Annotated in this window: 33 protein-coding genes; 3 read left to right on the top strand and 30 right to left on the bottom strand. The window is 64.2% G+C overall.

Features of this window, described 5'->3' with window-relative positions; all coding sequences use genetic code 11:
- Position 1: 1 nt before the first annotated feature.
- From O7A60_RS18395 to O7A60_RS18535, 29 genes are all read right to left on the bottom strand, one after another.
- Positions 2–301 (bottom strand): VpaChn25_0724 family phage protein, encoded by a 300-nt coding sequence (locus O7A60_RS18395; protein ID WP_337107448.1) that lies wholly within the window; start codon positions 299–301, stop codon positions 2–4.
- Positions 298–690, bottom strand: a complete 393-nt coding sequence (locus O7A60_RS18400; RefSeq protein WP_337107449.1) for a hypothetical protein — start codon at positions 688–690, stop codon at positions 298–300. The genes O7A60_RS18395 and O7A60_RS18400 overlap by 4 nt, the downstream gene beginning before the upstream one ends.
- Positions 690–923, bottom strand: a complete 234-nt coding sequence (locus O7A60_RS18405) for a TraR/DksA C4-type zinc finger protein (protein ID WP_337107450.1) — start codon at positions 921–923, stop codon at positions 690–692. Before O7A60_RS18405 ends, O7A60_RS18400 begins: the two co-directional genes overlap by 1 nt.
- Entirely contained in the window at positions 920–1,111 is a 192-nt protein-coding gene (locus O7A60_RS18410) for a hypothetical protein (protein WP_027143161.1), read from the bottom strand. Before O7A60_RS18410 ends, O7A60_RS18405 begins: the two co-directional genes overlap by 4 nt.
- The gene (locus tag O7A60_RS18415; protein WP_337107451.1) at positions 1,101–1,508 is read right to left on the bottom strand and encodes a hypothetical protein; all 408 of its coding nucleotides are present in this window, start codon (positions 1,506–1,508) and stop codon (positions 1,101–1,103) included. The genes O7A60_RS18410 and O7A60_RS18415 overlap by 11 nt, the downstream gene beginning before the upstream one ends.
- On the bottom strand, positions 1,508–2,005 hold the full coding sequence (locus O7A60_RS18420) for a glycoside hydrolase family protein (protein WP_337107452.1): 498 nt from the start codon (positions 2,003–2,005) through the stop codon (positions 1,508–1,510). The genes O7A60_RS18415 and O7A60_RS18420 overlap by 1 nt, the downstream gene beginning before the upstream one ends.
- A 105-nt stretch (positions 2,006–2,110) precedes the next feature.
- Positions 2,111–2,485, bottom strand: a complete 375-nt coding sequence (locus tag O7A60_RS18425; protein ID WP_337107453.1) for a hypothetical protein — start codon at positions 2,483–2,485, stop codon at positions 2,111–2,113.
- Positions 2,482–2,742, bottom strand: a complete 261-nt coding sequence (locus O7A60_RS18430; RefSeq protein WP_337107454.1) for a hypothetical protein — start codon at positions 2,740–2,742, stop codon at positions 2,482–2,484. The genes O7A60_RS18425 and O7A60_RS18430 overlap by 4 nt, the downstream gene beginning before the upstream one ends.
- The gene (locus tag O7A60_RS18435; RefSeq protein ID WP_337107455.1) at positions 2,739–3,167 is read right to left on the bottom strand and encodes an ASCH domain-containing protein; all 429 of its coding nucleotides are present in this window, start codon (positions 3,165–3,167) and stop codon (positions 2,739–2,741) included. Before O7A60_RS18435 ends, O7A60_RS18430 begins: the two co-directional genes overlap by 4 nt.
- Entirely contained in the window at positions 3,167–3,523 is a 357-nt protein-coding gene (locus O7A60_RS18440) for a DUF7694 domain-containing protein (RefSeq protein ID WP_337107456.1), read from the bottom strand. The genes O7A60_RS18435 and O7A60_RS18440 overlap by 1 nt, the downstream gene beginning before the upstream one ends.
- The gene (locus O7A60_RS18445; protein ID WP_337107457.1) at positions 3,520–4,128 is read right to left on the bottom strand and encodes a regulatory protein GemA; all 609 of its coding nucleotides are present in this window, start codon (positions 4,126–4,128) and stop codon (positions 3,520–3,522) included. Before O7A60_RS18445 ends, O7A60_RS18440 begins: the two co-directional genes overlap by 4 nt.
- A gap of 21 nt (positions 4,129–4,149) precedes the next feature.
- Positions 4,150–4,335, bottom strand: a complete 186-nt coding sequence (locus tag O7A60_RS18450; RefSeq protein ID WP_337107458.1) for a hypothetical protein — start codon at positions 4,333–4,335, stop codon at positions 4,150–4,152.
- 310 nt (positions 4,336–4,645) lie between these two features.
- Positions 4,646–4,951, bottom strand: coding sequence for a hypothetical protein (locus O7A60_RS18455; protein WP_415926837.1), 306 nt, complete (start codon positions 4,949–4,951; stop codon positions 4,646–4,648).
- Positions 4,951–5,298 carry a hypothetical protein gene (locus tag O7A60_RS18460; RefSeq protein ID WP_337107460.1) on the bottom strand — a complete coding sequence of 116 codons (348 nt, stop codon included), beginning with the start codon at positions 5,296–5,298 and terminating at the stop codon, positions 4,951–4,953. The genes O7A60_RS18455 and O7A60_RS18460 overlap by 1 nt, the downstream gene beginning before the upstream one ends.
- Positions 5,295–5,543, bottom strand: a complete 249-nt coding sequence (locus tag O7A60_RS18465; protein WP_337107461.1) for a hypothetical protein — start codon at positions 5,541–5,543, stop codon at positions 5,295–5,297. The genes O7A60_RS18460 and O7A60_RS18465 overlap by 4 nt, the downstream gene beginning before the upstream one ends.
- A gap of 4 nt (positions 5,544–5,547) precedes the next feature.
- Complete coding sequence (locus tag O7A60_RS18470) at positions 5,548–6,195, bottom strand: DUF3164 family protein (RefSeq protein ID WP_337107462.1); 648 nt, start codon at positions 6,193–6,195, stop codon at positions 5,548–5,550.
- Between the two features lie 2 nt (positions 6,196–6,197).
- On the bottom strand, positions 6,198–6,509 hold the full coding sequence (locus O7A60_RS18475) for a hypothetical protein (RefSeq protein WP_337107463.1): 312 nt from the start codon (positions 6,507–6,509) through the stop codon (positions 6,198–6,200).
- Positions 6,496–6,777, bottom strand: a complete 282-nt coding sequence (locus tag O7A60_RS18480) for a hypothetical protein (RefSeq protein WP_337107464.1) — start codon at positions 6,775–6,777, stop codon at positions 6,496–6,498. The genes O7A60_RS18475 and O7A60_RS18480 overlap by 14 nt, the downstream gene beginning before the upstream one ends.
- Positions 6,774–7,094, bottom strand: coding sequence for a hypothetical protein (locus O7A60_RS18485; protein ID WP_337107465.1), 321 nt, complete (start codon positions 7,092–7,094; stop codon positions 6,774–6,776). Before O7A60_RS18485 ends, O7A60_RS18480 begins: the two co-directional genes overlap by 4 nt.
- Positions 7,095–7,096: 2 nt before the next feature.
- Positions 7,097–7,486 (bottom strand): transcriptional regulator, encoded by a 390-nt coding sequence (locus tag O7A60_RS18490; protein WP_337107466.1) that lies wholly within the window; start codon positions 7,484–7,486, stop codon positions 7,097–7,099.
- Positions 7,483–8,073: a hypothetical protein gene (locus O7A60_RS18495; RefSeq protein ID WP_337107467.1), complete on the bottom strand. Its 591-nt coding sequence runs from the start codon at positions 8,071–8,073 to the stop codon at positions 7,483–7,485. Before O7A60_RS18495 ends, O7A60_RS18490 begins: the two co-directional genes overlap by 4 nt.
- The gene (locus O7A60_RS18500; RefSeq protein WP_337107468.1) at positions 8,070–8,816 is read right to left on the bottom strand and encodes an ATP-binding protein; all 747 of its coding nucleotides are present in this window, start codon (positions 8,814–8,816) and stop codon (positions 8,070–8,072) included. The genes O7A60_RS18495 and O7A60_RS18500 overlap by 4 nt, the downstream gene beginning before the upstream one ends.
- Positions 8,817–8,898: 82 nt before the next feature.
- Positions 8,899–11,139: a DDE-type integrase/transposase/recombinase gene (locus O7A60_RS18505; protein ID WP_337107469.1), complete on the bottom strand. Its 2,241-nt coding sequence runs from the start codon at positions 11,137–11,139 to the stop codon at positions 8,899–8,901.
- Complete coding sequence (locus O7A60_RS18510; RefSeq protein ID WP_337107470.1) at positions 11,136–12,077, bottom strand: phage Gp37/Gp68 family protein; 942 nt, start codon at positions 12,075–12,077, stop codon at positions 11,136–11,138. The genes O7A60_RS18505 and O7A60_RS18510 overlap by 4 nt, the downstream gene beginning before the upstream one ends.
- Entirely contained in the window at positions 12,077–12,385 is a 309-nt protein-coding gene (locus O7A60_RS18515; protein WP_337107471.1) for a hypothetical protein, read from the bottom strand. Before O7A60_RS18515 ends, O7A60_RS18510 begins: the two co-directional genes overlap by 1 nt.
- Positions 12,382–12,546, bottom strand: a complete 165-nt coding sequence (locus O7A60_RS18520) for a hypothetical protein (RefSeq protein WP_337107472.1) — start codon at positions 12,544–12,546, stop codon at positions 12,382–12,384. The genes O7A60_RS18515 and O7A60_RS18520 overlap by 4 nt, the downstream gene beginning before the upstream one ends.
- 12 nt (positions 12,547–12,558) lie before the next feature.
- Positions 12,559–13,029: a hypothetical protein gene (locus O7A60_RS18525; protein WP_337107473.1), complete on the bottom strand. Its 471-nt coding sequence runs from the start codon at positions 13,027–13,029 to the stop codon at positions 12,559–12,561.
- A complete protein-coding gene (locus O7A60_RS18530; RefSeq protein WP_337107474.1) occupies positions 13,029–13,868 on the bottom strand; it encodes a ParB N-terminal domain-containing protein in 840 nt (279 codons plus the stop codon). The genes O7A60_RS18525 and O7A60_RS18530 overlap by 1 nt, the downstream gene beginning before the upstream one ends.
- Positions 13,869–13,929: 61 nt before the next feature.
- The gene (locus O7A60_RS18535; RefSeq protein WP_337107475.1) at positions 13,930–14,235 is read right to left on the bottom strand and encodes a helix-turn-helix domain-containing protein; all 306 of its coding nucleotides are present in this window, start codon (positions 14,233–14,235) and stop codon (positions 13,930–13,932) included.
- A gap of 243 nt (positions 14,236–14,478) precedes the next feature.
- On the opposite strand from O7A60_RS18535, the gene O7A60_RS18540 reads away from it, so the two are divergent.
- From O7A60_RS18540 to O7A60_RS18550, 3 genes are read left to right on the top strand one after another with little or no spacing between them, the layout of a single operon-like run.
- Complete coding sequence (locus tag O7A60_RS18540; protein WP_337107476.1) at positions 14,479–15,153, top strand: LexA family transcriptional regulator; 675 nt, start codon at positions 14,479–14,481, stop codon at positions 15,151–15,153.
- 19 nt (positions 15,154–15,172) lie between these two features.
- A complete protein-coding gene (locus tag O7A60_RS18545; protein ID WP_337107477.1) occupies positions 15,173–15,574 on the top strand; it encodes a hypothetical protein in 402 nt (133 codons plus the stop codon).
- Between the two features lie 11 nt (positions 15,575–15,585).
- Complete coding sequence (locus tag O7A60_RS18550) at positions 15,586–15,915, top strand: hypothetical protein (RefSeq protein ID WP_337107478.1); 330 nt, start codon at positions 15,586–15,588, stop codon at positions 15,913–15,915.
- Between the two features lie 199 nt (positions 15,916–16,114).
- Here O7A60_RS18550 and O7A60_RS18555 read toward each other — a convergent pair whose 3' ends face one another.
- Positions 16,115–16,525 (bottom strand): polysaccharide deacetylase family protein, encoded by a 411-nt coding sequence (locus O7A60_RS18555; RefSeq protein ID WP_337107479.1) that lies wholly within the window; start codon positions 16,523–16,525, stop codon positions 16,115–16,117.
- Positions 16,526–16,581: the final 56 nt, after the last annotated feature.

Here is a 16,581-nt window from a genome sequence, read left to right on the forward strand (position 1 = left end):
CTCAGGCCTCCGGCGAGGGTCGCGCCACGCCTTCGATGATCGACCGGCGTTCCACATGGTCGATGCCGCTGCGGGTGATGGCCGCGACCATGATGGTGCTGACCTCCGTCACCTTGACGGCGCCGAGCTCGGCCAGCTTGCGAAGTTGGGTTCGCACCCATTCGCGCGACCGGTTGTGACCGAACGCGTCAAGCGTCCTGGTCAGCAACGCTTCGTTCAGGCGCCCGTCCGTCTGCTGGTGCAGTTCCCGTAGGATGACCAGCCGGGCGTCCTCGGTCAGATATGTGTCAAAGTCGCTCATGCGGCCTTCGATCCGGTTAGCAAGAAATTTTCCATCCGATGGACCGTGCGGGCGATGCCGTTGACGACCTCGGCCTGTTTGCCCGCTTCGCCCTTGATCTCGGCCACTGCCAGCCGCAGGTCGGTGAACGACTTCACGTCGGGCAAGTGCTTCATGTCGCTCTCGATCGATTGGACGCGCACCGCGTGATCTTCAAGCTTCCTCTCGATTTCAGCGCTCTTGCCGTCGATCGAGCTGCGGATCACCTGCAGCTCCTCGGCATTGGATGCCTTGAAGGCGTCGATATCGGCCTGTGCCTTCTTCGACCCTGCGGTCAGGAAGACGTAGACGATCGTCGCGAGCGACAGCAGGGGCGAGGCCAGCGAGGCCCAGGTGGACAAGTCTTCCATCAGGCACGTCTCCGGCTCTGTCGTTCGATGAAGGTTTCGCAGTCGAAGCACCGCGTGCAATTGGGCACCGCCTGGCGGCGGGCATCGGGGATGCGTTCGCCACAGTCGCAGAATGGCGAGGCCGTGACATCGACGGCCGCGCGTATCGCCGCCTGGATGCGCTGGACGCCGGCCAAGCGCTCGGCCTCGACGCGCGCTTCGGCCAGCTCGACGGCTGCGTTGCCGCCCTTCATGGCTTGTCCCACTCCGCGACCTTGGCGAGGCGCACCGCGCAGACATTTCGCGCGCTGCCATTCACGTCGCCGCGTTCGACGAAATCGCCGGCCGTCGCTGGCCCGCCCGGCTTCGACCAGTTGGGCGGCGGCGGGATCAGGAAAGCGGGCGGGACACGCTCCTTGATGATCTCGGTCCTAACGACCACCTGCGGCTCCGGCGGCTGGGTCGTACAGTTTGCGCAGATCAGCAGGCACAGGCTGAGCGAGGAAATGGCTAACGTCCGCATTGGCGTCTTTCAGGGCGGTCACGGCCGCGTTGGTGTCGATGAAGGCCTGGTTCGAGGCGGCGATCTGCTCGGCGAGCTGGGCAGTCAGCTTGGCGTCGGAGGCGGCCTGCGCCTGCAGCCTGCCGATCGTGGCCTGGTTGGCGGCGTTCACGTCTTCAGCCACTTTCAGATCGGCCTTCGCCTGACGAGTCTCGGCCTTGGCCTGGGCGGTATCGGCTTCCGCATCACGAGCCGCCACCTTGTAGTGGTAGGCGACCAGGCCCAGGCCCATGAAGGCCAGGACGACGAGCCCAAGGATGACCAGGCGCGCCTGCATCAGTGGGAGCCCTTCAGGCAGTACATCTGCTCCAGCGCGCGACGCTTGGTCAGGCCAGGAAGCGGCTTGAGGACGCCGTGCACCCTTGCCTTGTTGAAGTCGGTGATCTTCAGGCACGCTCCTTTGACGTCGCCGGAGCGCAAAAGGCGGCTGACCGAACCATTGCAAAATGTGCCGTTGCCGAGATTGTAGGAGAAGTCGTTGAAGGCCTGCTGGACGTAGACGTCGAGCTGCTCGTAGTTCGACACGCACTTGGCGTTGCCCTGCTCGTAGTGGGCCATCCGCTTGGTGAGCAGTGCCCGGCACTCCGCCTCGGAGAATTTGCGGCCGGCCATGTCCTTGGCGTTCTCGGTCTCGCCGTAGCAGTAGGTCAGGACGCCGATCGGATCGCGATAGACGTAGCCGCGATAGCCCTCCTGCGGTGCTGCCATGGCGGCGGCTGCGGCAATCCCGGCCGCTACCGTCGCGGCCGCCCCGGTGTTCCTGACTGCGCCCATGGTGAGCTTCCGCCTGTGAAATCGGCCGGGAGATGTCCCGGCCATTTCGCAGCACCATGCCTTTGGCGGCCGGCGGCAATCATGCCCGCCGAAGCGGGCGGTCTGTCAGTTGTTGGAGAAGAGGTCGATCTGGCGCGGATCCCGGCTGCCCTTGACGGGCTTGTCCGGCATGCGCCGGAAGAGCTTGTCCACGCCGGTCTCGGTGATCCCGAGGCGGCCGGCTATGTCGCCGTTCGATGCGCCGGCTTCGCGATACTGCCGCGCGCGCAGCTCGCGGGCAAGAGGCACGCGGATCTGAGTGCCGGAATAGCGGCGGGCAAGCTTCTTGGCCGCCGTTGGACCAAGGTCTTTCGCGAGCGCGGTGTCATCGCCGGACGCCGGGACATAGAGCCGGCGTCCGCCATAGGTTTCCGCGAGGCGCACGAAGTCTGCCAGTCCCAGAAGGTCCAGCAGCTCGGCGGATCGCAGCTCGTCGCTCATGCGACCTTCGCTTCGCTGTCGCGGATGAGGCGCACTAGGACGTCATAGCCGGGCACGCTGCGGCCCTCGATCGTGGTAACGACGACACCGTCTACAAGGAGAAACCGGGCGCCCAGCGTGCGCACGCAAGGCGCGTGCTGATGGCGTCGAGTGCCTTCGGCGATGTGGGCGCGCAGCTGCTCGACATCCATGCCGAGTACCCGCTCCATGTAGCGGATCATCGCATGGTCGGAGACGCGGACCGGTTCGTCGCTCATGCCGGCTCCCATTCGATCAGCTTGCCTTCGAAACGCCCCATACCGTGATGCTGGAGCCAGAAGAGACCCATGTTTTCGCGGGCGGTATCGCCGCGCAGTCCGAAGTCGAAGACACACGACGGCGCGAAGCCGTCAGCTCGGCAGAACAGCTCGATCTCTTCGCGATGGAGAGGGATGGCCTCAATGGCGATGCTGACGATCGCACCGGGCATGAGGTCGCTGATCGCAAACTCGATCGAGCGAACGCGCGTGCAGATCGGGTCGGCTTCGACAAGCTTGCGGCAATGGATCGTCCGCATGCCCTGGTAAAGCTGGACCGGCTCACCCGGTCGGGCGTGCCGCTTGCGATCGGCGCGCACCGTCTGGCGCTTGATCAGGCCCGAGACCTGTAGGCCGAACATCGGCTTGAAACTGTAGGCGACCATCAGCGTCCGCCTCCTGTCGATTGCAGCACCGCCAGGTAGCGGTCGCGGAGCGTGCTCGGCTTAGCCGTGCCCTCTTCGCCACCGAGATCGGGCCACCAATCGTCGCGGCCAAGCAGCCAGAGATGGCGCATGGCGATGTTGTTCACCACGCGACCGGCAGGCGGGTAGACCTCGATCGCGGCCGCGTCTTCACCGGCCATGCGGTTCTTGATCTCCTGCAGTTCGTCCCAGCCGATCGAGCCGTCATGCTCGATCGATAGGAGGCCGAGCTGGCGATCGTGGTAGATCCGCAATGCTGCCCGCCACTTCGGCGGCCAGCTCGCGGCCTCGCGGGTGAAGATCAGGCGCGCGCTCATGCCTTCGCCTTTCTGACCATCTCGCCGAGCTGGTTCATCACGGCCGGCCAGTCGCGGTCGGCCATCTGGTCGAGCGGCTTTGCCTTGTCCCAAACGAACTTGCGGAAGCCGTTGGGTTCTACCGCCTTGGTGACGGACAGCATCTGCCATTGCGCTAGTGCAATTTTTGCACCCGATGGCGTCAGCCAACTGGCCGTTGCGACAGTCTGGCTCCAGTCAACCCCGGCCTCTCGCGTCATCCATGCCTTGAGCGCGTCGATCGCCTTGGCGGCATCGTCGGCGTCGAGCAGGAAGCGGGTGTGCTCGATGCCGGTCTGCCGCCTGACGAACGACAGCATGGCGGCATCGGTGCGGTCGCGCACGATGCCGAGGTTCCAGGCGGCGATCCAGAGCGCCTGGAGCTTCTTCGCGAACGGCCCTTGAAGGCCCTTTTCAGCGGGCTTGAAACCGCGCTGGCGCTGCTCCGTGATGATGAACGTCAGCTCGCGGTCGTTCATCTCCCGCAGGCTGCGCTTGCCGGTGACCCGCTGATAAAGATCCCGTGCAGTGTCCTCGTCGAGGCCGAGCTGCTTGTTGGCGACGTGGATGGCGGCGAGCGGGGTCATGATGCGACCCCGCTGCAGCCGTCATTGCTTGTGTCGCAGTTCCTCAGCACAACTCCGGATCTCGTCGGCGACGAGACTGAAGAGCAGCGATAGCTTTTTGCTCTGAATTTCTTGGAAATTGGGGACCGACGCGACGAGGTCGTTGAGCCCTTCGAAAGCAAGCACGGCGTAATCCAGCCGGTCGATCGGCTGCAGACTTCCTGACATCTATTTTCCCCCCGGGGGCAGGCCTTATCGTTGCGAGTGAGGGCACAGCTGCTGGCATCGCGCACGCCAGCCGCCCTGGCGGCCGGACGAACGCAGGTTGGTAGACCGCATGGAAACGGCAAGCCTCTCGGCTTCCCGCGCCGCCCGACCAGGACGCTCCATGTCGGGCTACCAAACCCGGCCCCGCCTTTTTCGCGGAGCACCGTGACGATAGACACGAAACCGTGAAGGCTGAAAGTAAAATCAAGCGCTTTCCCGTCTCTACCCACATGATGGTTAGTAAGAAGTCTGTATTGCCCTGAGCAGTTCATCAGAAGCTCCTCGGCGGCACGAACAGGCAGATCGTCTTGCCGGCGTCTAGGCCGGCCGGATGCGCGCACCAATGGAAGCGGCCGTCAGGGCTTTGCCTGACGCGCTTATCCGTCATCGGGATCAACTCGCCGGTCGAGCGGATCTCGTAGCCACGGGCACCCTCGACCACCGAGGCGTCGGGCACCTCCTGGCAATCGAAGTTCGCGCAGCAAGCGAAGGGGTACGTCCAGCCGGTCGGCGCGTCGTGCGCGGTAAGCGGGCTGGTTGCGGCAAGCAGCGCCGCCGCGAGGATGAGCTGCCGGATCATGACGCCAGCTCCTCTGCATCGTCCAGGACCGCGTCCACCAGGTCGCTTTCAGCGACGGCATCCACGATCATCCAGGCAAGCGTTTCGCGGGTCAGGCCGCGACGTCGCGCATGCGGTGCCAACCGCTGTAGAAGGCCGATTGGTAGGTGGACCGTGCGGCCGACGCCGTCGCTGCGTTGCGATTTCGGTGCAAAGCGGCGAACCGAACATTCCAGCGCCGACACGGTCGATGGAGCGATGCCGATGCGCTGGGCAATAGCGTTGGTCTCCATGCCCTCGGCACGGAAGGCAGCAATGGCGGCCGTTCGGCTTGGATAGCCGAGCGTAGGCTTGGCGCTGCTCATGGGACCTCCCGCGCTTCGATCGGCACCGGACCGGAGCCGGCGAGGTTGATCGGGTCGTCTGCGTCCTGCCGGTCGCATTCCAGGGCATGGCGGCTGACCACCGTGGCCAAGTCCTCCAGCACGCGCGCAGCAGTGTGGAAGGCGCCATCCTCGGCGTAGATCCTGGCGAGGTCAGTTTTCTCCGTGATGAGGGTGTGGATGGGTGACCGACGATGCTGGGAAAAGCGGTTGGCTTGCTTGCTCATGGCCTTACGCCTTCGCCAGGTCGATGGTCACGGGACGCCAGTCGGTGTCGTGGCTGTCGCGCTCGTAGCAGCGGACATAGGTCTTGGAGCCAATGACGCGCATGGCCGCGCGGATCGCCTCCATGGCCCGCTTCCAGCGCTCGTCCTCGATGTCGAGCCGCAGCAGCATGAAGATCTCGGCGCGGTTGATCTGGCCCTGCTTCTCGACGTTGAAGGCGCGCGTGATGATCGAGCGGATCTCCATGTTGCTATCGGCGGTCCACTCGGTCAGGCACTCGTCGATCAGGCCCTTGGCGATCTGCAGCTGCGAACCGAAGTCGATCAGGTCGGCGACTTGCACAGTCACCTTCTGCAGGCCGTCGAACGTCATGAAAGTCTTGTTGCCCTTGGCGCCGCCTTTCGTGGCGCCGTACTCCTGGGCGAGTAGCGCCTCGAAGGCGGACAGATCGTCGAACGTGTGTTCCTTGAACCGTCCGATCTGCGCCGACAGCTCGACGGCGTGGCCGATGATCTTGCGGACCGTTTCGTCCTCAAGCTTGTCGGCTGCCTTGATCGCCTCGATCGGCACCAGATTGCCCTTGGCATCGGGCATGTAGGATTTGCCGCTGACGACGATCGCGCCAGTGTTTGCGGCTTCGATTGCTGCTTGCATGGTCATTCTCCTGTTGAGATCGGAATTGGGTGCATGAAGGCCAGAAGGTCGCGCACGGCGGCCATCTGTAGGACCACGTGTTCGTGGTGTTCGGCGTCCTGGCTGGCCCACGGCATCGACCGTTCCAGCGCGGTGACCAGAAGATTGGCTTCAAGGACAATCGCCCAGAGGCCCTCGGTGGCCTTGGCCAAGGCGAAGACCTCGGCCACCGTCGCCCTAGGCGCATTGCGCTCGGGGTTGGCGATGATGCGGCCGCAAAGCTCGATCATGTCGAGCCTGGAGACCGCGGCTAAAAGCGCTTCACTTGCGGGCATACTTGGCCTCCCGCAGATCGATGAGCTTGCGAAGGTTCCGGGCGGCGGTTTCGAGGGTGATCCGCGCCCGGCGCTCGGCGGCCGTGAACTTGGTCTGCTCAAGCCGATCGACAGCGCGGCCGACGTCAGCGCAGGCCACCATGATTGCCGCTTCCCGAGGCGACAGCGGGCGAGGCTCCGCCTTCCTGACCAGTGCCGCCGTGATCAACGGCAGCAGCTCTTTGGCGATCACAGCGGCCCTGGCTTCGGCCTCCTGCAGGCTGCTCATGGCCGACCTCCCGGCCGGCCGTCAGAGAACGGGCGCGGGATGACCGGGAAGAGGCACACGTTGGAGCCAGGCTGGAACGCAACTTCGGCGATGCGCTCGGCTTCGGTGTCGCGCTCGATCCGCGCCTGGTCGTTCCAGAGCTTGGCGCTCAGGCGGTTCTCAAGATCGCGCGCATTCTGGCGAAGCTGACGGATGCGCTCGCCCAGGATGCGAGCGTCGTTCGGATCGAGGACGCGGGGCTCGTGCTGATAGTCGGAAATCAGCTGGCCGATTTCGGACAGGCCGTCCGACAGTTCGAGGGACATTCTCTCGCCCATGGCTAGGTTCTCCTTTGGGGGCAGGTTTTGCAGGCGTGGAACAGCTGGGCGCGATGTCGCGACGTGGCGCGGAACGGCTCCTTCTGTTCGGTGAGGCATCGATCCCGGCCGATCTCGCCCAGAACGGGACATTCGACGGTCAGGGCCATCAGCGCGCCGCGCACCATCTGCTCGACGCGAAAGAGGTCGCCCATGTATTTGAAGGCGAGGATCTGCGAGATGGCCGAGCGGCTGTAGTCGATGCGCTTTTCCGCGCCGCCCAGGCCTTCGGCATCGGCAAGCCGCGCCAACTCCTCGATCCAGTCGGGCACCGGCGTGCCCCATGCCGCGCGGGCTTTGTCGGCGAAGGTCTGGCCGGCCGGCCGGGTGTTCTTCACAGGCCCCCGGTTCATGGCGAAACCTCGCGCGCGACCGAATGTCCGACCACCACCTTGGCGTTGGGGTCGAACACCAGCTTGGCGGCAAGCACCTTCGGCGCCTGGTTCCCGAGGTTCCGCACCAGGCGGAACACATGCCCGTTCTGCGCCAGGATGCCGGCGGCAGCGAGCGCACAGGCATAGTTGCGCGCCGTCGACAGCGGCACGTCAGGGCATGCTCCGACCAGGTCGGCGGCGCCGAAGATTTTGATCATCTTCATCGCGCGCCAGAGCTGCTCCTTTGCGCTCTCCGGCAGCTCCTTGCCATCGGCCGCCAGTCGCGGGGCGAGAGCCGGCTTTTTCACCAGCGTGAAGACGTTCTCGGACGGCAGACCGCCGCCGTTGCCGACCTTGTTCTGGTCGACGATCTCAACGTAGCCGGCGAGCCGAAGCTTGCGCAGATAGCGCGTGGCGAGCCGGCGGGAGACATTGGTCCGCCTGCTGACGTCATTGGCGGTCCAGGGGCGGCCAAGCCGGTCCAGCTCCTTGATCACTGTCCAGAAGCCGGCCTCGCCGCGCGGTACGGCAAGGTTCAGCTTCACCATGTCCAGCAGCGGCCTCACTGGAATTTCCTCATGGTGAACTTTGGCGCTGCATTGATGGCAGCCGCACCGCCGAAGGTGACGAGGTCGATCACGCTGGCGCCGGTGATCTGAGCCACCTGAACGACCTTGGCGAGGTTGATGACGATGCGCCGCGTGTTGCCCCTGGTCTTGTCCAGGATGGCCGCCGCGAGATCTGGCGCGAGACGGACGCCGCCGCAGCGATTGACCGCGAGCAGCGCGAAGTCCTCGGCGTCGCAGGGTACCGCCGGCAGCCACTCCAGCACGCGGTTGTGAACGCGCTCGAAACCTTCCAGGAGGTGCGGCAACCGCTCCTCGCCGATCAGGACGACGGGAGCGCCGGACTTGTCGGAAAGCTCCCTCAGCAGGTCGACGAACCGCTTGTGGGCGATGAAGTGCGCCTCGTCGATGATCAGCGGCTTGCGGGGATCGCCGACCATCACCATGATCGCCTGGTTCTTCAGCGCCTCGATCGAGCCACGCGGCGATGGCTCGCCCAGCTCCTTGAGAATGTCCGTGAGCAGCGACCGCGCCGAGGTGAACTGGCCACACTCGACATAGGCGGCGCGGTATTTGTTCGCCGCATAGATGGCGGACTCCGTCTTGCCCCATCCCGAGGGGCCAAAATAGGCGGCCAGGCCGGGCAGCTTGGGGTCACGCTCGACCATGGTGGTCAGCAGGGTCGCGAACGCCGCCACGTTCTTGAGCGGTGCCGGCCGATTGACTTTCAGTATCTCCGTCATCATCTTCCTCGTGTTGTGTGCCGCTTCGCGGCGCTGCTTTCTGATCGGCCCGGTGTTCCAGCAGCGGGCCGATCGCCTTTACTCAGGACAGGTACGCGTCCCCGAAATCCTCATGGATGACCGACTGGGCCTTGAACTCGGCGGACATGACGTAGCCGCCGAGCCACATCGCATCCGGAGCTGACAGCTCGCCCGTGTTCATCCGGTCGCGGAACAGCAGTGCGCGGCGGTACCGCTCCATCGCGGTCTCTGGCAGGGCGACGACGTTTGCAGGCAGATGTGCGGTGCGCTCGGCCTCGATTTCGGCCCGGCGCTGCATGAGGATGGCGTCCGTGCTCGCCACCAGCTCGGCCTCTTCCTCGGCGCGCATGTCGTCGATCAGCCGGCGATGCGCAGCCGCCGCCGCCGCGTCCAGCGGCTGGGTCGGGTTGAGTTGTTCGGACAGGGCGGCGATCGCGGCGTCGATCTGCGCCGTCGTATGCGGTTCTTCACGCTTCGGCAGCGGGATGACGTTCGGCGCGTCGCGACGGGCAACTTCCAGGGCGCGCTCGATCAGCGGCTTGCCCTTCGCCAGGCGCTTCATGTCCGCCTTGAGGTCGCGGGCCTGTTCGTTCACCAGGTCGGCGCGGATTTCCTTGGCGGCGCGGTGGAAGGTCTCGGGATGGATGCCGGCGAGGTTCGGGCAGATGGCGTCGCCAAGGAACTCGGCGCCGTCCTGGGCGAACGCATAGGCGCGGCCGGCGTCGTTCGGGTCCATGCGCACGAAGACCGCTGTGCCCGGCATGATGGTCGCGGTCTGGTAGTAGTCGCCGCCGATGCGGACGCCGCGCTTGGTGACGATCCGCTGGCCGCTATCGCCGGCAACAGGCATCAGCAACAGGTCGAGAGCGCGTTGCTCGACCTTGCGCACCGGCTTCGTCGAAGCAAGAGCGGCGGCGAATGGCGTGGCGCCTTTCAGGCCGGCATGCGGGCGGTGCTGGTAGATCGTGCTTGCCCAATCATCGACATGCTTCTGCAGCTGCGGGCCGGTCAGCGTGACGCCAAACACCTCGGCTTCGGTCTCGCCCAGCCGCTGCGAAAACGACTTGCGGCTTTCGATGGCTTTCCGATCGGAAACGGAGTGGCCGACAAAGCCTGGCAGCAGCGTCGCCATGTCGTGCTGGAACGTCTTGATGACGCGCTCGACATGGCCCTTCTGCTCGGGCGAGTAGGCATCCGAGGTCTCGGCCTCGATGCCGAGCGAGAGGAACAGGCGACTGGTGTCCTTGGCGACGAAGTCGGAGCCGTTGTCGGTCTTGATGACATCGGGCACGCCCCATTCCAGGATGGCCTTGCGGATGAGCAGAGCGACAGCCGAAGCGCGCGGCGTGCGCGACAGCAGCCAGACGCTGCGGCGTGTGGCGATGTCGATGCAGGCGTAGACTGAATGCCGGCCGTCCGTGCAGAGCGCGTCGACCGGAGAGGCATCGATCTGCCAGAGCTGGTTCGGCTCGGTGATGTGACGGAGCATGCCGACGCCGGCTGGCGCCATGTGCGAGCGGTAGCGATCGGGATTGGTCAGCTTCAGCAGCTCGACCTTGTGGCTTTCCTTCAGCCCCTTCAGCGCGTGCTGGAAGGTGCGGACCGGAGGCATCTCAATGACCGTTTCAACGCCCTTTGAAAGCACCTTCAAGGTGTCGCCGAACTCGGACCGGCAGAGCGTGCGGACATGATGGCCGGACAGATGCGGCTGCTGGGCGATCAGCGCCAGCATGAAGGCGCGAACGGCGCCCGCCTCGGCGGTTTCGAGGACGCCCGTGCCCTTGCGCGCCTGGGCAGGATCGTGCGCCAGGGCATTGACCTTGCCGTCGCGCTTTTGCGACTGCCAGCGTGCCAGGGAGCGCTTCGAAAGACTCGGGATGATCTCAAGTGCCCAGGGCTCGATGTTGAGCGACCCGGCGTTGTATTTGTCGGTGAAGACCTGAACGCGGGTGGCATAGCCGAGCTGCATCCCGCGCGAGAATTTCTCGAAGGCGGCGACGATCGCCAGTCGCGCGTCGCGCTCCTCCAGCGCCCGCGCCGATAGGCTCGTCTCGGGCGAGGCCTTGGGCAGTTTCACCGGCAGCTCGATGACAATGTGCCGTTGCTGGTAGGCGACCTGGGCGAGCGTCGGCAACAGCGAGACGTGATATTCGGTGGCGCCGCCGCGACCTGGCCGCTTGCGGGCGAGCGAAGAACCGTTCCAGCCTTCGCGTTGCGCCACACGCCACACGCCACTCTCGTCTGCCGGCATGTCCGGCAACGCCTCGATGGCGATCTCGCGGGCGGTCAGCCAGTCTTTCATGCCGACACCTGCGGGAAGCCGTCATGAGTGCGACCGTCAAGCAACCGGCCGGCGTGCTTTTTGCCGACACGCAGGACGTAGGCGTCCCCGTCGTACACGTCGTTTCCGACCAGGACTGCGCCACAGGCCTGGTTGTGTTCCGCCGGGGTCAGTGGCCGATGCGCACCCCATTGCTTGAAGAGATACGGGATGCCATGTGCTGCACAGAAATCGCGGGTGGCGCGGTGCCAGGCAGGATGATGCGGGCGGGCGCTGTGGCCGTCGCTGTCGCTTTCGCCGCCGGATACGATCCAGTCGAGAAACTCCCAGCCAGTCCAGTCGACCGGGCCAAGCGCGGGTTCGTAGCTGACCCAAGTCTTCCAGCCCATTCCCGACAGATTGCGCACGGCAGCGCGTCGCTCGTCGGCGTGGGCTTGGTCTTCGACCGAGGTTCCGAGCCAGATATTCGGCGACGGCAACCTGATTTCTGCGAATGGCGAAGGCAAGGGTGAAGGCAGCGCCTTGGCAAAACGACTGACCGTCTCATGATGCGGTTCGGCATCCAGGCGCTGGAAGTAATCCCACATGCGATCCGGTCGCTTGGTGAGAACCTGGAAGATATGCTGGGGCGCCTGCGTCATCACCGCTAGAACCCGGTCGATCCACTCGTCCGGAACGGCCTCGTAGAACAGGTCGGCATGCGCGCAGACGAAGATCATGCGCGGCTTGGTCCAATGCAACGGCTGGGTGAGCCACGCGTCGTTGAAGCGGACTTCTCCAGTCCAGACCGGACCGTTCTTGCTGTCGACGGTGAGACCTTCGCGGCTCGGATGGTGCTTCAGGCGCGTGCCCGCAAGCTTCATTGCGTAGCAGAACTTGCAGCCCGGGGATTTGACCTGGCAGCCGGTGATCGGGTTCCAGGTGGCGTCGGTCCACTCGATGTCGGTGCCGTCAGCCATCAGAGCAGCCTCCGCTGATCATGAGCGCCCGCCGCCGGGTCGTTGGTGGAGCGGCGGGCGCTGTCGAGGGCGGCTTGGGAGTTGCGCGCCTCGGGGGGAAGCTTGCCTATGACCACGTTGATGTAGGCGGCGAGCTGCTCTTCCAGATGCTTCTTGGTGTCAGCATCCTCGCAGCGGCCGCACTCGATCTTCATGCGCGTGAGCAGGCCGGTGTAGGCCTTCGGCAACAGGAAATAGTGGTCGACACAGAAGATCCCGTGGCGGCCAGGAGCATCGTTCCGGCAGGCCGGTGCGGCGCACTTCGTCATGACCAGATCCACCCTTTCAGGACGTGCTTGCGCATGCGCCGGCGGAAGACGGCACCGGCCGCGAGGCGCGGGCCTTGCTGACGGGTGAAGAACAGGTGCAGGGCGTAGAGCAACGCGAGGTAGAGGCCCGCGCTGCCGAGACTGATTGCGAGAATGCTCATGCCGTGGGCCTTTCAGCGCTTTGCTTTTGAGCGTGCGATCAGCGCCGTCTTGCGGGCGGCGATGTCGCGTTCGTGTTCTTCGATCAGGCTGATTTCGATGATGTCGGCGTACTTCTCGGGCACGACCGCGTAGCCGAATTTCTCCGGCACGAAGCCGAGCAGGCCTTCCGCCTTGGTGGCGTCGATCAGGGCGATATAGGCGTCGAGCGGAATATGGTGCTCTTCGGCGCTTTCCGACGACCACTTGTTCAGCATGCCTTCCGAGATGGGCCGGTCGAGATAGGCCGACATGCGCCGGGCGACGTCGGCCCGTGAGCCCTTGCCGTCGTCGCGGCAATCGCGCAGCGCGCGGCTCACCAGCCGCGAAATCTGGTGGTCGAGCTCGCCACGGCCGGCGACGTCGGCGGCGTAGCCGACCGCGACCTTCGGCGGTTCCCATTCGAACAGGTCTGCGGTGAGTTGGTCGCGGCGGGAGCGGACCATCAGCTTTTCCGGCCTTTCATCCACCGCTGGATGGCGGCTTCGTGCAGGGCGAAGAAACGGTCCTGTTCGCTCTCCTTCAGCTTGGAGAACTCGCTGGCGACCTTCTCCCATTTCGGGGTCGTCGCCGGCTTGGAGGTGCGGTCGATTACGGCGATCGCGTCGCTGACCGTCTTCGGCGCGTCGGCGGCTTCCAGCGTCAGCAGGCGCGCAATGGCGATCTGGCGCTCGGGTGTTTCGGCAGCGAGCTGCAGGAGGTCGGTCTGGCTGTTGGCGACAGCGTGCAGCGAAATGTCCTGGCGGACCTGCTCCGGAATGGTCGCGATCTTGAGGGCGTGAAAAACGCTGCGGCGCGATATGCCGAGTACCGTTTGCGCGGCTTCCGAGAAATTGAGTGCAAACTTTGCACTCAATTCATCGTCTTCGACGACCTCCCGGATCTTCTTGCGCCCGGTTTTGCCGGTGCCGTGCTCCGCGTCGTAGATGTCGCGCCAGTCGGCGATGTCCTTCGCGCGGTCGAGCACCGACAGCTGGCGCCGGATCAGGTTCTCGGCGATCTCGCGTTTGCGGATCTGCGTTTCAGTGGCGACGTCCTTGGGGTCTTTGACGAAGGCGTCGATCTCAGCAAGCCCGAGGGCGGCGACGGCGGCGAGACGATGACCGCCGAAGATCAAGCGATATTCGTGGCTTTCAGATTTCTCGGGCACGACCTCGATCGGGGTCATGTGGCCGTTGCCGCCCTGGATGTCGGCCATGATGGTGGCCACCCAAGCCGGGTCGAGCCGCCGCCGGTTGGCAGGCACCCGTATTTCAGCAATCTTGATCTTGGTAGTGGTCGTCACGTCCGCAGGCTCCCCGTTTGAAATCCCCTGTCTGCGCATGCTCTGGCGCTAGACGGCGGGGTCAGGGCGGGCCCGACGCGGTGTCTAAAATGAGTGCAACTTTTGCACTTCCGCTGCGGCTGGCGGTGCTGGTATTGTCCCCCTCGTCATGACGGCCACGGGTGTAAAGGGTCGGGAAGAGTGTGCGGAAGGGTAAGTCTAGCGCCGAGGCAATTGCTTCAGCGCCTGGCCGGCTGAGGCCGATGATCCCTTGCCGGCAGGCGCTTGAATAGAGCCCTGCGTCTTTCGCGATCCCGGTTAGGGTCATGCCACGGCGCCGGATCTCGGCGTTGATGGCGTGACGGTCCCACACCTGCGGCGTGTTCATGGCGGCTCCACCGATCGTCCGACCTTTGAAAGGCCGGATGGTTAAAGGTTTAAACAACACTAGTCGCCACCAATGTCGCATAATTACGCAAGTAGAGCAACGTAAAAACGTGAACCTAGGCCACGCAAGAGTTCACCTCGTCACGCAATTCCGTGAGTTTTGCTTAAGTCCTTGTGGAGAAACGGGAATTTTAGGATGCAGCACGCAATCGAGGAACTCTTGCCGCCAGCAAGAGTTCACGTAATGACGCAAACCACCTTCCCGGAAAGGCTGGTCCTGGCGATGGGTGGCGAATCACCTCACGCTTTTGCGAAAAGGGCTGGCCTCAGCGACTCGTCTTTCCGCCAATACCTGAAAGGCACGATGCCCGGCCTGGACAATCTCATCGCTATCGCCAAGACCGGCGGGGTTTCACTCGACTGGCTTGCAATGGACAGCGGCCCGATGCGTCCTGGCCACGGTATGGGAGAGAGCATCATGGTGACCGGCGGCACCCCTGAGGGTTTCGTATCGGTGCCCAAGCTCGACATCCGGCCAAGTGCCGGCGCTGGCACCGTGGATATCTATGAAGAGAGCGAACCGGATATCTTCGCGTTTCGCGAGGAATGGCTGCGCAGGATCGGCGTCAGCCCGAAATTTGCCCGCCTAATGGTCGCCCAGGGCGATTCGATGCGCGAGACGATCAACGATGGCGATCTGATGATTGTGGACATCTCGATCCGCGAGTTCATCGACGAGGCGATCTATGTCCTAGTCTACGGCGGCCTGGTGAGGCTCAAACGCTTGCAATTGCTGCATTCCGGCGTTCTTCTCCTCAGAAGCGACAACCCGCGCTATCAGACGGAGGAGGTGCCGCTCGCCGAGCAGCCGGAACTGATCATTGGAGGCCGCGTGCGGTGGGCAGGCGGCTCTATTTAGGGGATTGTGGAGGGGAACTATGCGTGGTCTGACCGCCTTCTTTGCCGCTGTTTGCATATTCACGTGGCTTGGTCCAGCGGCGGCTGGTGATGGCCATACCTATCGGCCTTACAAGCTCACCAAAAATGAACAGAAGATTGTCAAGTTTGCAGTCGCCATGCAGCTCAAAGACCCCGGCAGCCCCGTTTTTGGCAATATGGGCGCGTCTATATCGGATGTGGGGGTGGTTCAGGTTTGCGGCACGGTTAACGCGAAGAATGGCTACGGTGCATACACCGGTCTCGCGCCGTACCTGGGCGTGTTGGTCACCAGCGGGGCGGGCAACAGAGTGTTCGCAGTCAATGCGATCGGCGACGGCGGCGAGAACTCGGCGGTCGCGGTCATCACGATCTGCCAGATGCGCGGTATTGGCCAGTTCTAACGGAGGTTCTCATGCATTCGGCCATCGACCTGGCGGAAGCCGACAGTGACGCGACCGAGGTGAGCAGTTTCGTTGTTTTGCCACCGTCAGGGCCGTTTCGCGCCGAGGCTGCGCTGCGCGGGATCGAGGCGTTCCTTGCCGGTCGCTTTCCCGGCTTGATGTTTTATGCCAGCGGCGATGTCGAGCCGTTCGAGGGTGATTATCGGCTTGTCCCGATCTGCGGCGTGCCTGGTGACGAGCCCGACAGCCTGCGAATGCTGGATTACCCGCCGCAAGCTCTGCTGCTCGCCATCGAGGCGGCGATGAAGCTCTTCCGGCCGTCCGGCCTGGCCGTAAACTGATGCCATCTGATCTTGCGCGGCCGGCGCCGCCACCCGGTTTTGGTGCCAAGTGAAGTTGCGCGGCCGTTTCCTGGCTCGGCGACTGTCTGGCCTCGCCGTTTCCGCCCAAACCCCTTGTTTTCCAGGCTTCTAGCGGCTGTTCCCGGCAATTATCACCTTTTCCCAGCATTGGCCGGCTGATGCCATCTGATCTTGCGCGTTACAACATCGAAGGCAGCCGGAACACATCGCGTCCCGGCAGGCGGGCGTGCACCGCCGGCTTCAGGCCCAATACGGCATTGGCCATGAGCATGTCGGCAACCACGCCTTCCGTATCGCCGTAGAAGTGCCGGTAGTGATTGTAGGCGTGACTGTAGCTGTGGTTGCCGATCGTCACCAGCGGCATTGCCTTGGCGCGCCGTACCAACGCCTTGTTGGACGCACTGGCTTCGGCATGCATGCCGACCATGAACAGCGTTGCGGGAACCTGCGCTGCCTCCAAGACGTCGAGGATGTTGCTTGTGCCGTTCAGCGGACCGTCGTCGAAGGTGAGATAGATGGTGCGATCCGCGCCATAGGCCGGCAACGCCGGCATCAACATGGCTGCCAGGGCAAGCCGAAGGAATGTCATGCGGCCGCTATCCCGTTGCGATCAGGGCAGGCCGCCATTTTCGCGGCTGCTTGTCA

Origin of the sequence: Mesorhizobium salmacidum (SeqCode) (genome assembly GCF_037179605.1) — a bacterium.
GTDB classification, from domain to species: domain Bacteria; phylum Pseudomonadota; class Alphaproteobacteria; order Rhizobiales; family Rhizobiaceae; genus Mesorhizobium; species Mesorhizobium salmacidum.

What these genes read in the sequence shown, in the direction of transcription:
- O7A60_RS18395 (WP_337107448.1), bottom strand. Translation starts at nt 301, where the DNA reads ATGAGCGACTTTGACACATATCTGACCGAGGACGCCCGGCTGGTCATC.
- O7A60_RS18400 (WP_337107449.1), bottom strand. Translation starts at nt 690, where the DNA reads ATGGAAGACTTGTCCACCTGGGCCTCGCTGGCCTCGCCCCTGCTGTCG.
- O7A60_RS18405 (WP_337107450.1), bottom strand. Translation starts at nt 923, where the DNA reads ATGAAGGGCGGCAACGCAGCCGTCGAGCTGGCCGAAGCGCGCGTCGAG.
- O7A60_RS18415 (WP_337107451.1), bottom strand. Translation starts at nt 1,508, where the DNA reads ATGCAGGCGCGCCTGGTCATCCTTGGGCTCGTCGTCCTGGCCTTCATG.
- O7A60_RS18420 (WP_337107452.1), bottom strand. Translation starts at nt 2,005, where the DNA reads ATGGGCGCAGTCAGGAACACCGGGGCGGCCGCGACGGTAGCGGCCGGG.
- O7A60_RS18425 (WP_337107453.1), bottom strand. Translation starts at nt 2,485, where the DNA reads ATGAGCGACGAGCTGCGATCCGCCGAGCTGCTGGACCTTCTGGGACTG.
- O7A60_RS18430 (WP_337107454.1), bottom strand. Translation starts at nt 2,742, where the DNA reads ATGAGCGACGAACCGGTCCGCGTCTCCGACCATGCGATGATCCGCTAC.
- O7A60_RS18435 (WP_337107455.1), bottom strand. Translation starts at nt 3,167, where the DNA reads ATGGTCGCCTACAGTTTCAAGCCGATGTTCGGCCTACAGGTCTCGGGC.
- O7A60_RS18440 (WP_337107456.1), bottom strand. Translation starts at nt 3,523, where the DNA reads ATGAGCGCGCGCCTGATCTTCACCCGCGAGGCCGCGAGCTGGCCGCCG.
- O7A60_RS18445 (WP_337107457.1), bottom strand. Translation starts at nt 4,128, where the DNA reads ATGACCCCGCTCGCCGCCATCCACGTCGCCAACAAGCAGCTCGGCCTC.
- O7A60_RS18450 (WP_337107458.1), bottom strand. Translation starts at nt 4,335, where the DNA reads ATGTCAGGAAGTCTGCAGCCGATCGACCGGCTGGATTACGCCGTGCTT.
- O7A60_RS18460 (WP_337107460.1), bottom strand. Translation starts at nt 5,298, where the DNA reads ATGAGCAGCGCCAAGCCTACGCTCGGCTATCCAAGCCGAACGGCCGCC.
- O7A60_RS18465 (WP_337107461.1), bottom strand. Translation starts at nt 5,543, where the DNA reads ATGAGCAAGCAAGCCAACCGCTTTTCCCAGCATCGTCGGTCACCCATC.
- O7A60_RS18470 (WP_337107462.1), bottom strand. Translation starts at nt 6,195, where the DNA reads ATGCAAGCAGCAATCGAAGCCGCAAACACTGGCGCGATCGTCGTCAGC.
- O7A60_RS18475 (WP_337107463.1), bottom strand. Translation starts at nt 6,509, where the DNA reads ATGCCCGCAAGTGAAGCGCTTTTAGCCGCGGTCTCCAGGCTCGACATG.
- O7A60_RS18480 (WP_337107464.1), bottom strand. Translation starts at nt 6,777, where the DNA reads ATGAGCAGCCTGCAGGAGGCCGAAGCCAGGGCCGCTGTGATCGCCAAA.
- O7A60_RS18485 (WP_337107465.1), bottom strand. Translation starts at nt 7,094, where the DNA reads ATGGGCGAGAGAATGTCCCTCGAACTGTCGGACGGCCTGTCCGAAATC.
- O7A60_RS18490 (WP_337107466.1), bottom strand. Translation starts at nt 7,486, where the DNA reads ATGAACCGGGGGCCTGTGAAGAACACCCGGCCGGCCGGCCAGACCTTC.
- O7A60_RS18500 (WP_337107468.1), bottom strand. Translation starts at nt 8,816, where the DNA reads ATGACGGAGATACTGAAAGTCAATCGGCCGGCACCGCTCAAGAACGTG.
- O7A60_RS18505 (WP_337107469.1), bottom strand. Translation starts at nt 11,139, where the DNA reads ATGAAAGACTGGCTGACCGCCCGCGAGATCGCCATCGAGGCGTTGCCG.
- O7A60_RS18510 (WP_337107470.1), bottom strand. Translation starts at nt 12,077, where the DNA reads ATGGCTGACGGCACCGACATCGAGTGGACCGACGCCACCTGGAACCCG.
- O7A60_RS18515 (WP_337107471.1), bottom strand. Translation starts at nt 12,385, where the DNA reads ATGACGAAGTGCGCCGCACCGGCCTGCCGGAACGATGCTCCTGGCCGC.
- O7A60_RS18520 (WP_337107472.1), bottom strand. Translation starts at nt 12,546, where the DNA reads ATGAGCATTCTCGCAATCAGTCTCGGCAGCGCGGGCCTCTACCTCGCG.
- O7A60_RS18525 (WP_337107473.1), bottom strand. Translation starts at nt 13,029, where the DNA reads ATGGTCCGCTCCCGCCGCGACCAACTCACCGCAGACCTGTTCGAATGG.
- O7A60_RS18535 (WP_337107475.1), bottom strand. Translation starts at nt 14,235, where the DNA reads ATGAACACGCCGCAGGTGTGGGACCGTCACGCCATCAACGCCGAGATC.
- O7A60_RS18540 (WP_337107476.1), top strand. Translation starts at nt 14,479, where the DNA reads ATGACGCAAACCACCTTCCCGGAAAGGCTGGTCCTGGCGATGGGTGGC.
- O7A60_RS18545 (WP_337107477.1), top strand. Translation starts at nt 15,173, where the DNA reads ATGCGTGGTCTGACCGCCTTCTTTGCCGCTGTTTGCATATTCACGTGG.
- O7A60_RS18550 (WP_337107478.1), top strand. Translation starts at nt 15,586, where the DNA reads ATGCATTCGGCCATCGACCTGGCGGAAGCCGACAGTGACGCGACCGAG.
- O7A60_RS18555 (WP_337107479.1), bottom strand. Translation starts at nt 16,525, where the DNA reads ATGACATTCCTTCGGCTTGCCCTGGCAGCCATGTTGATGCCGGCGTTG.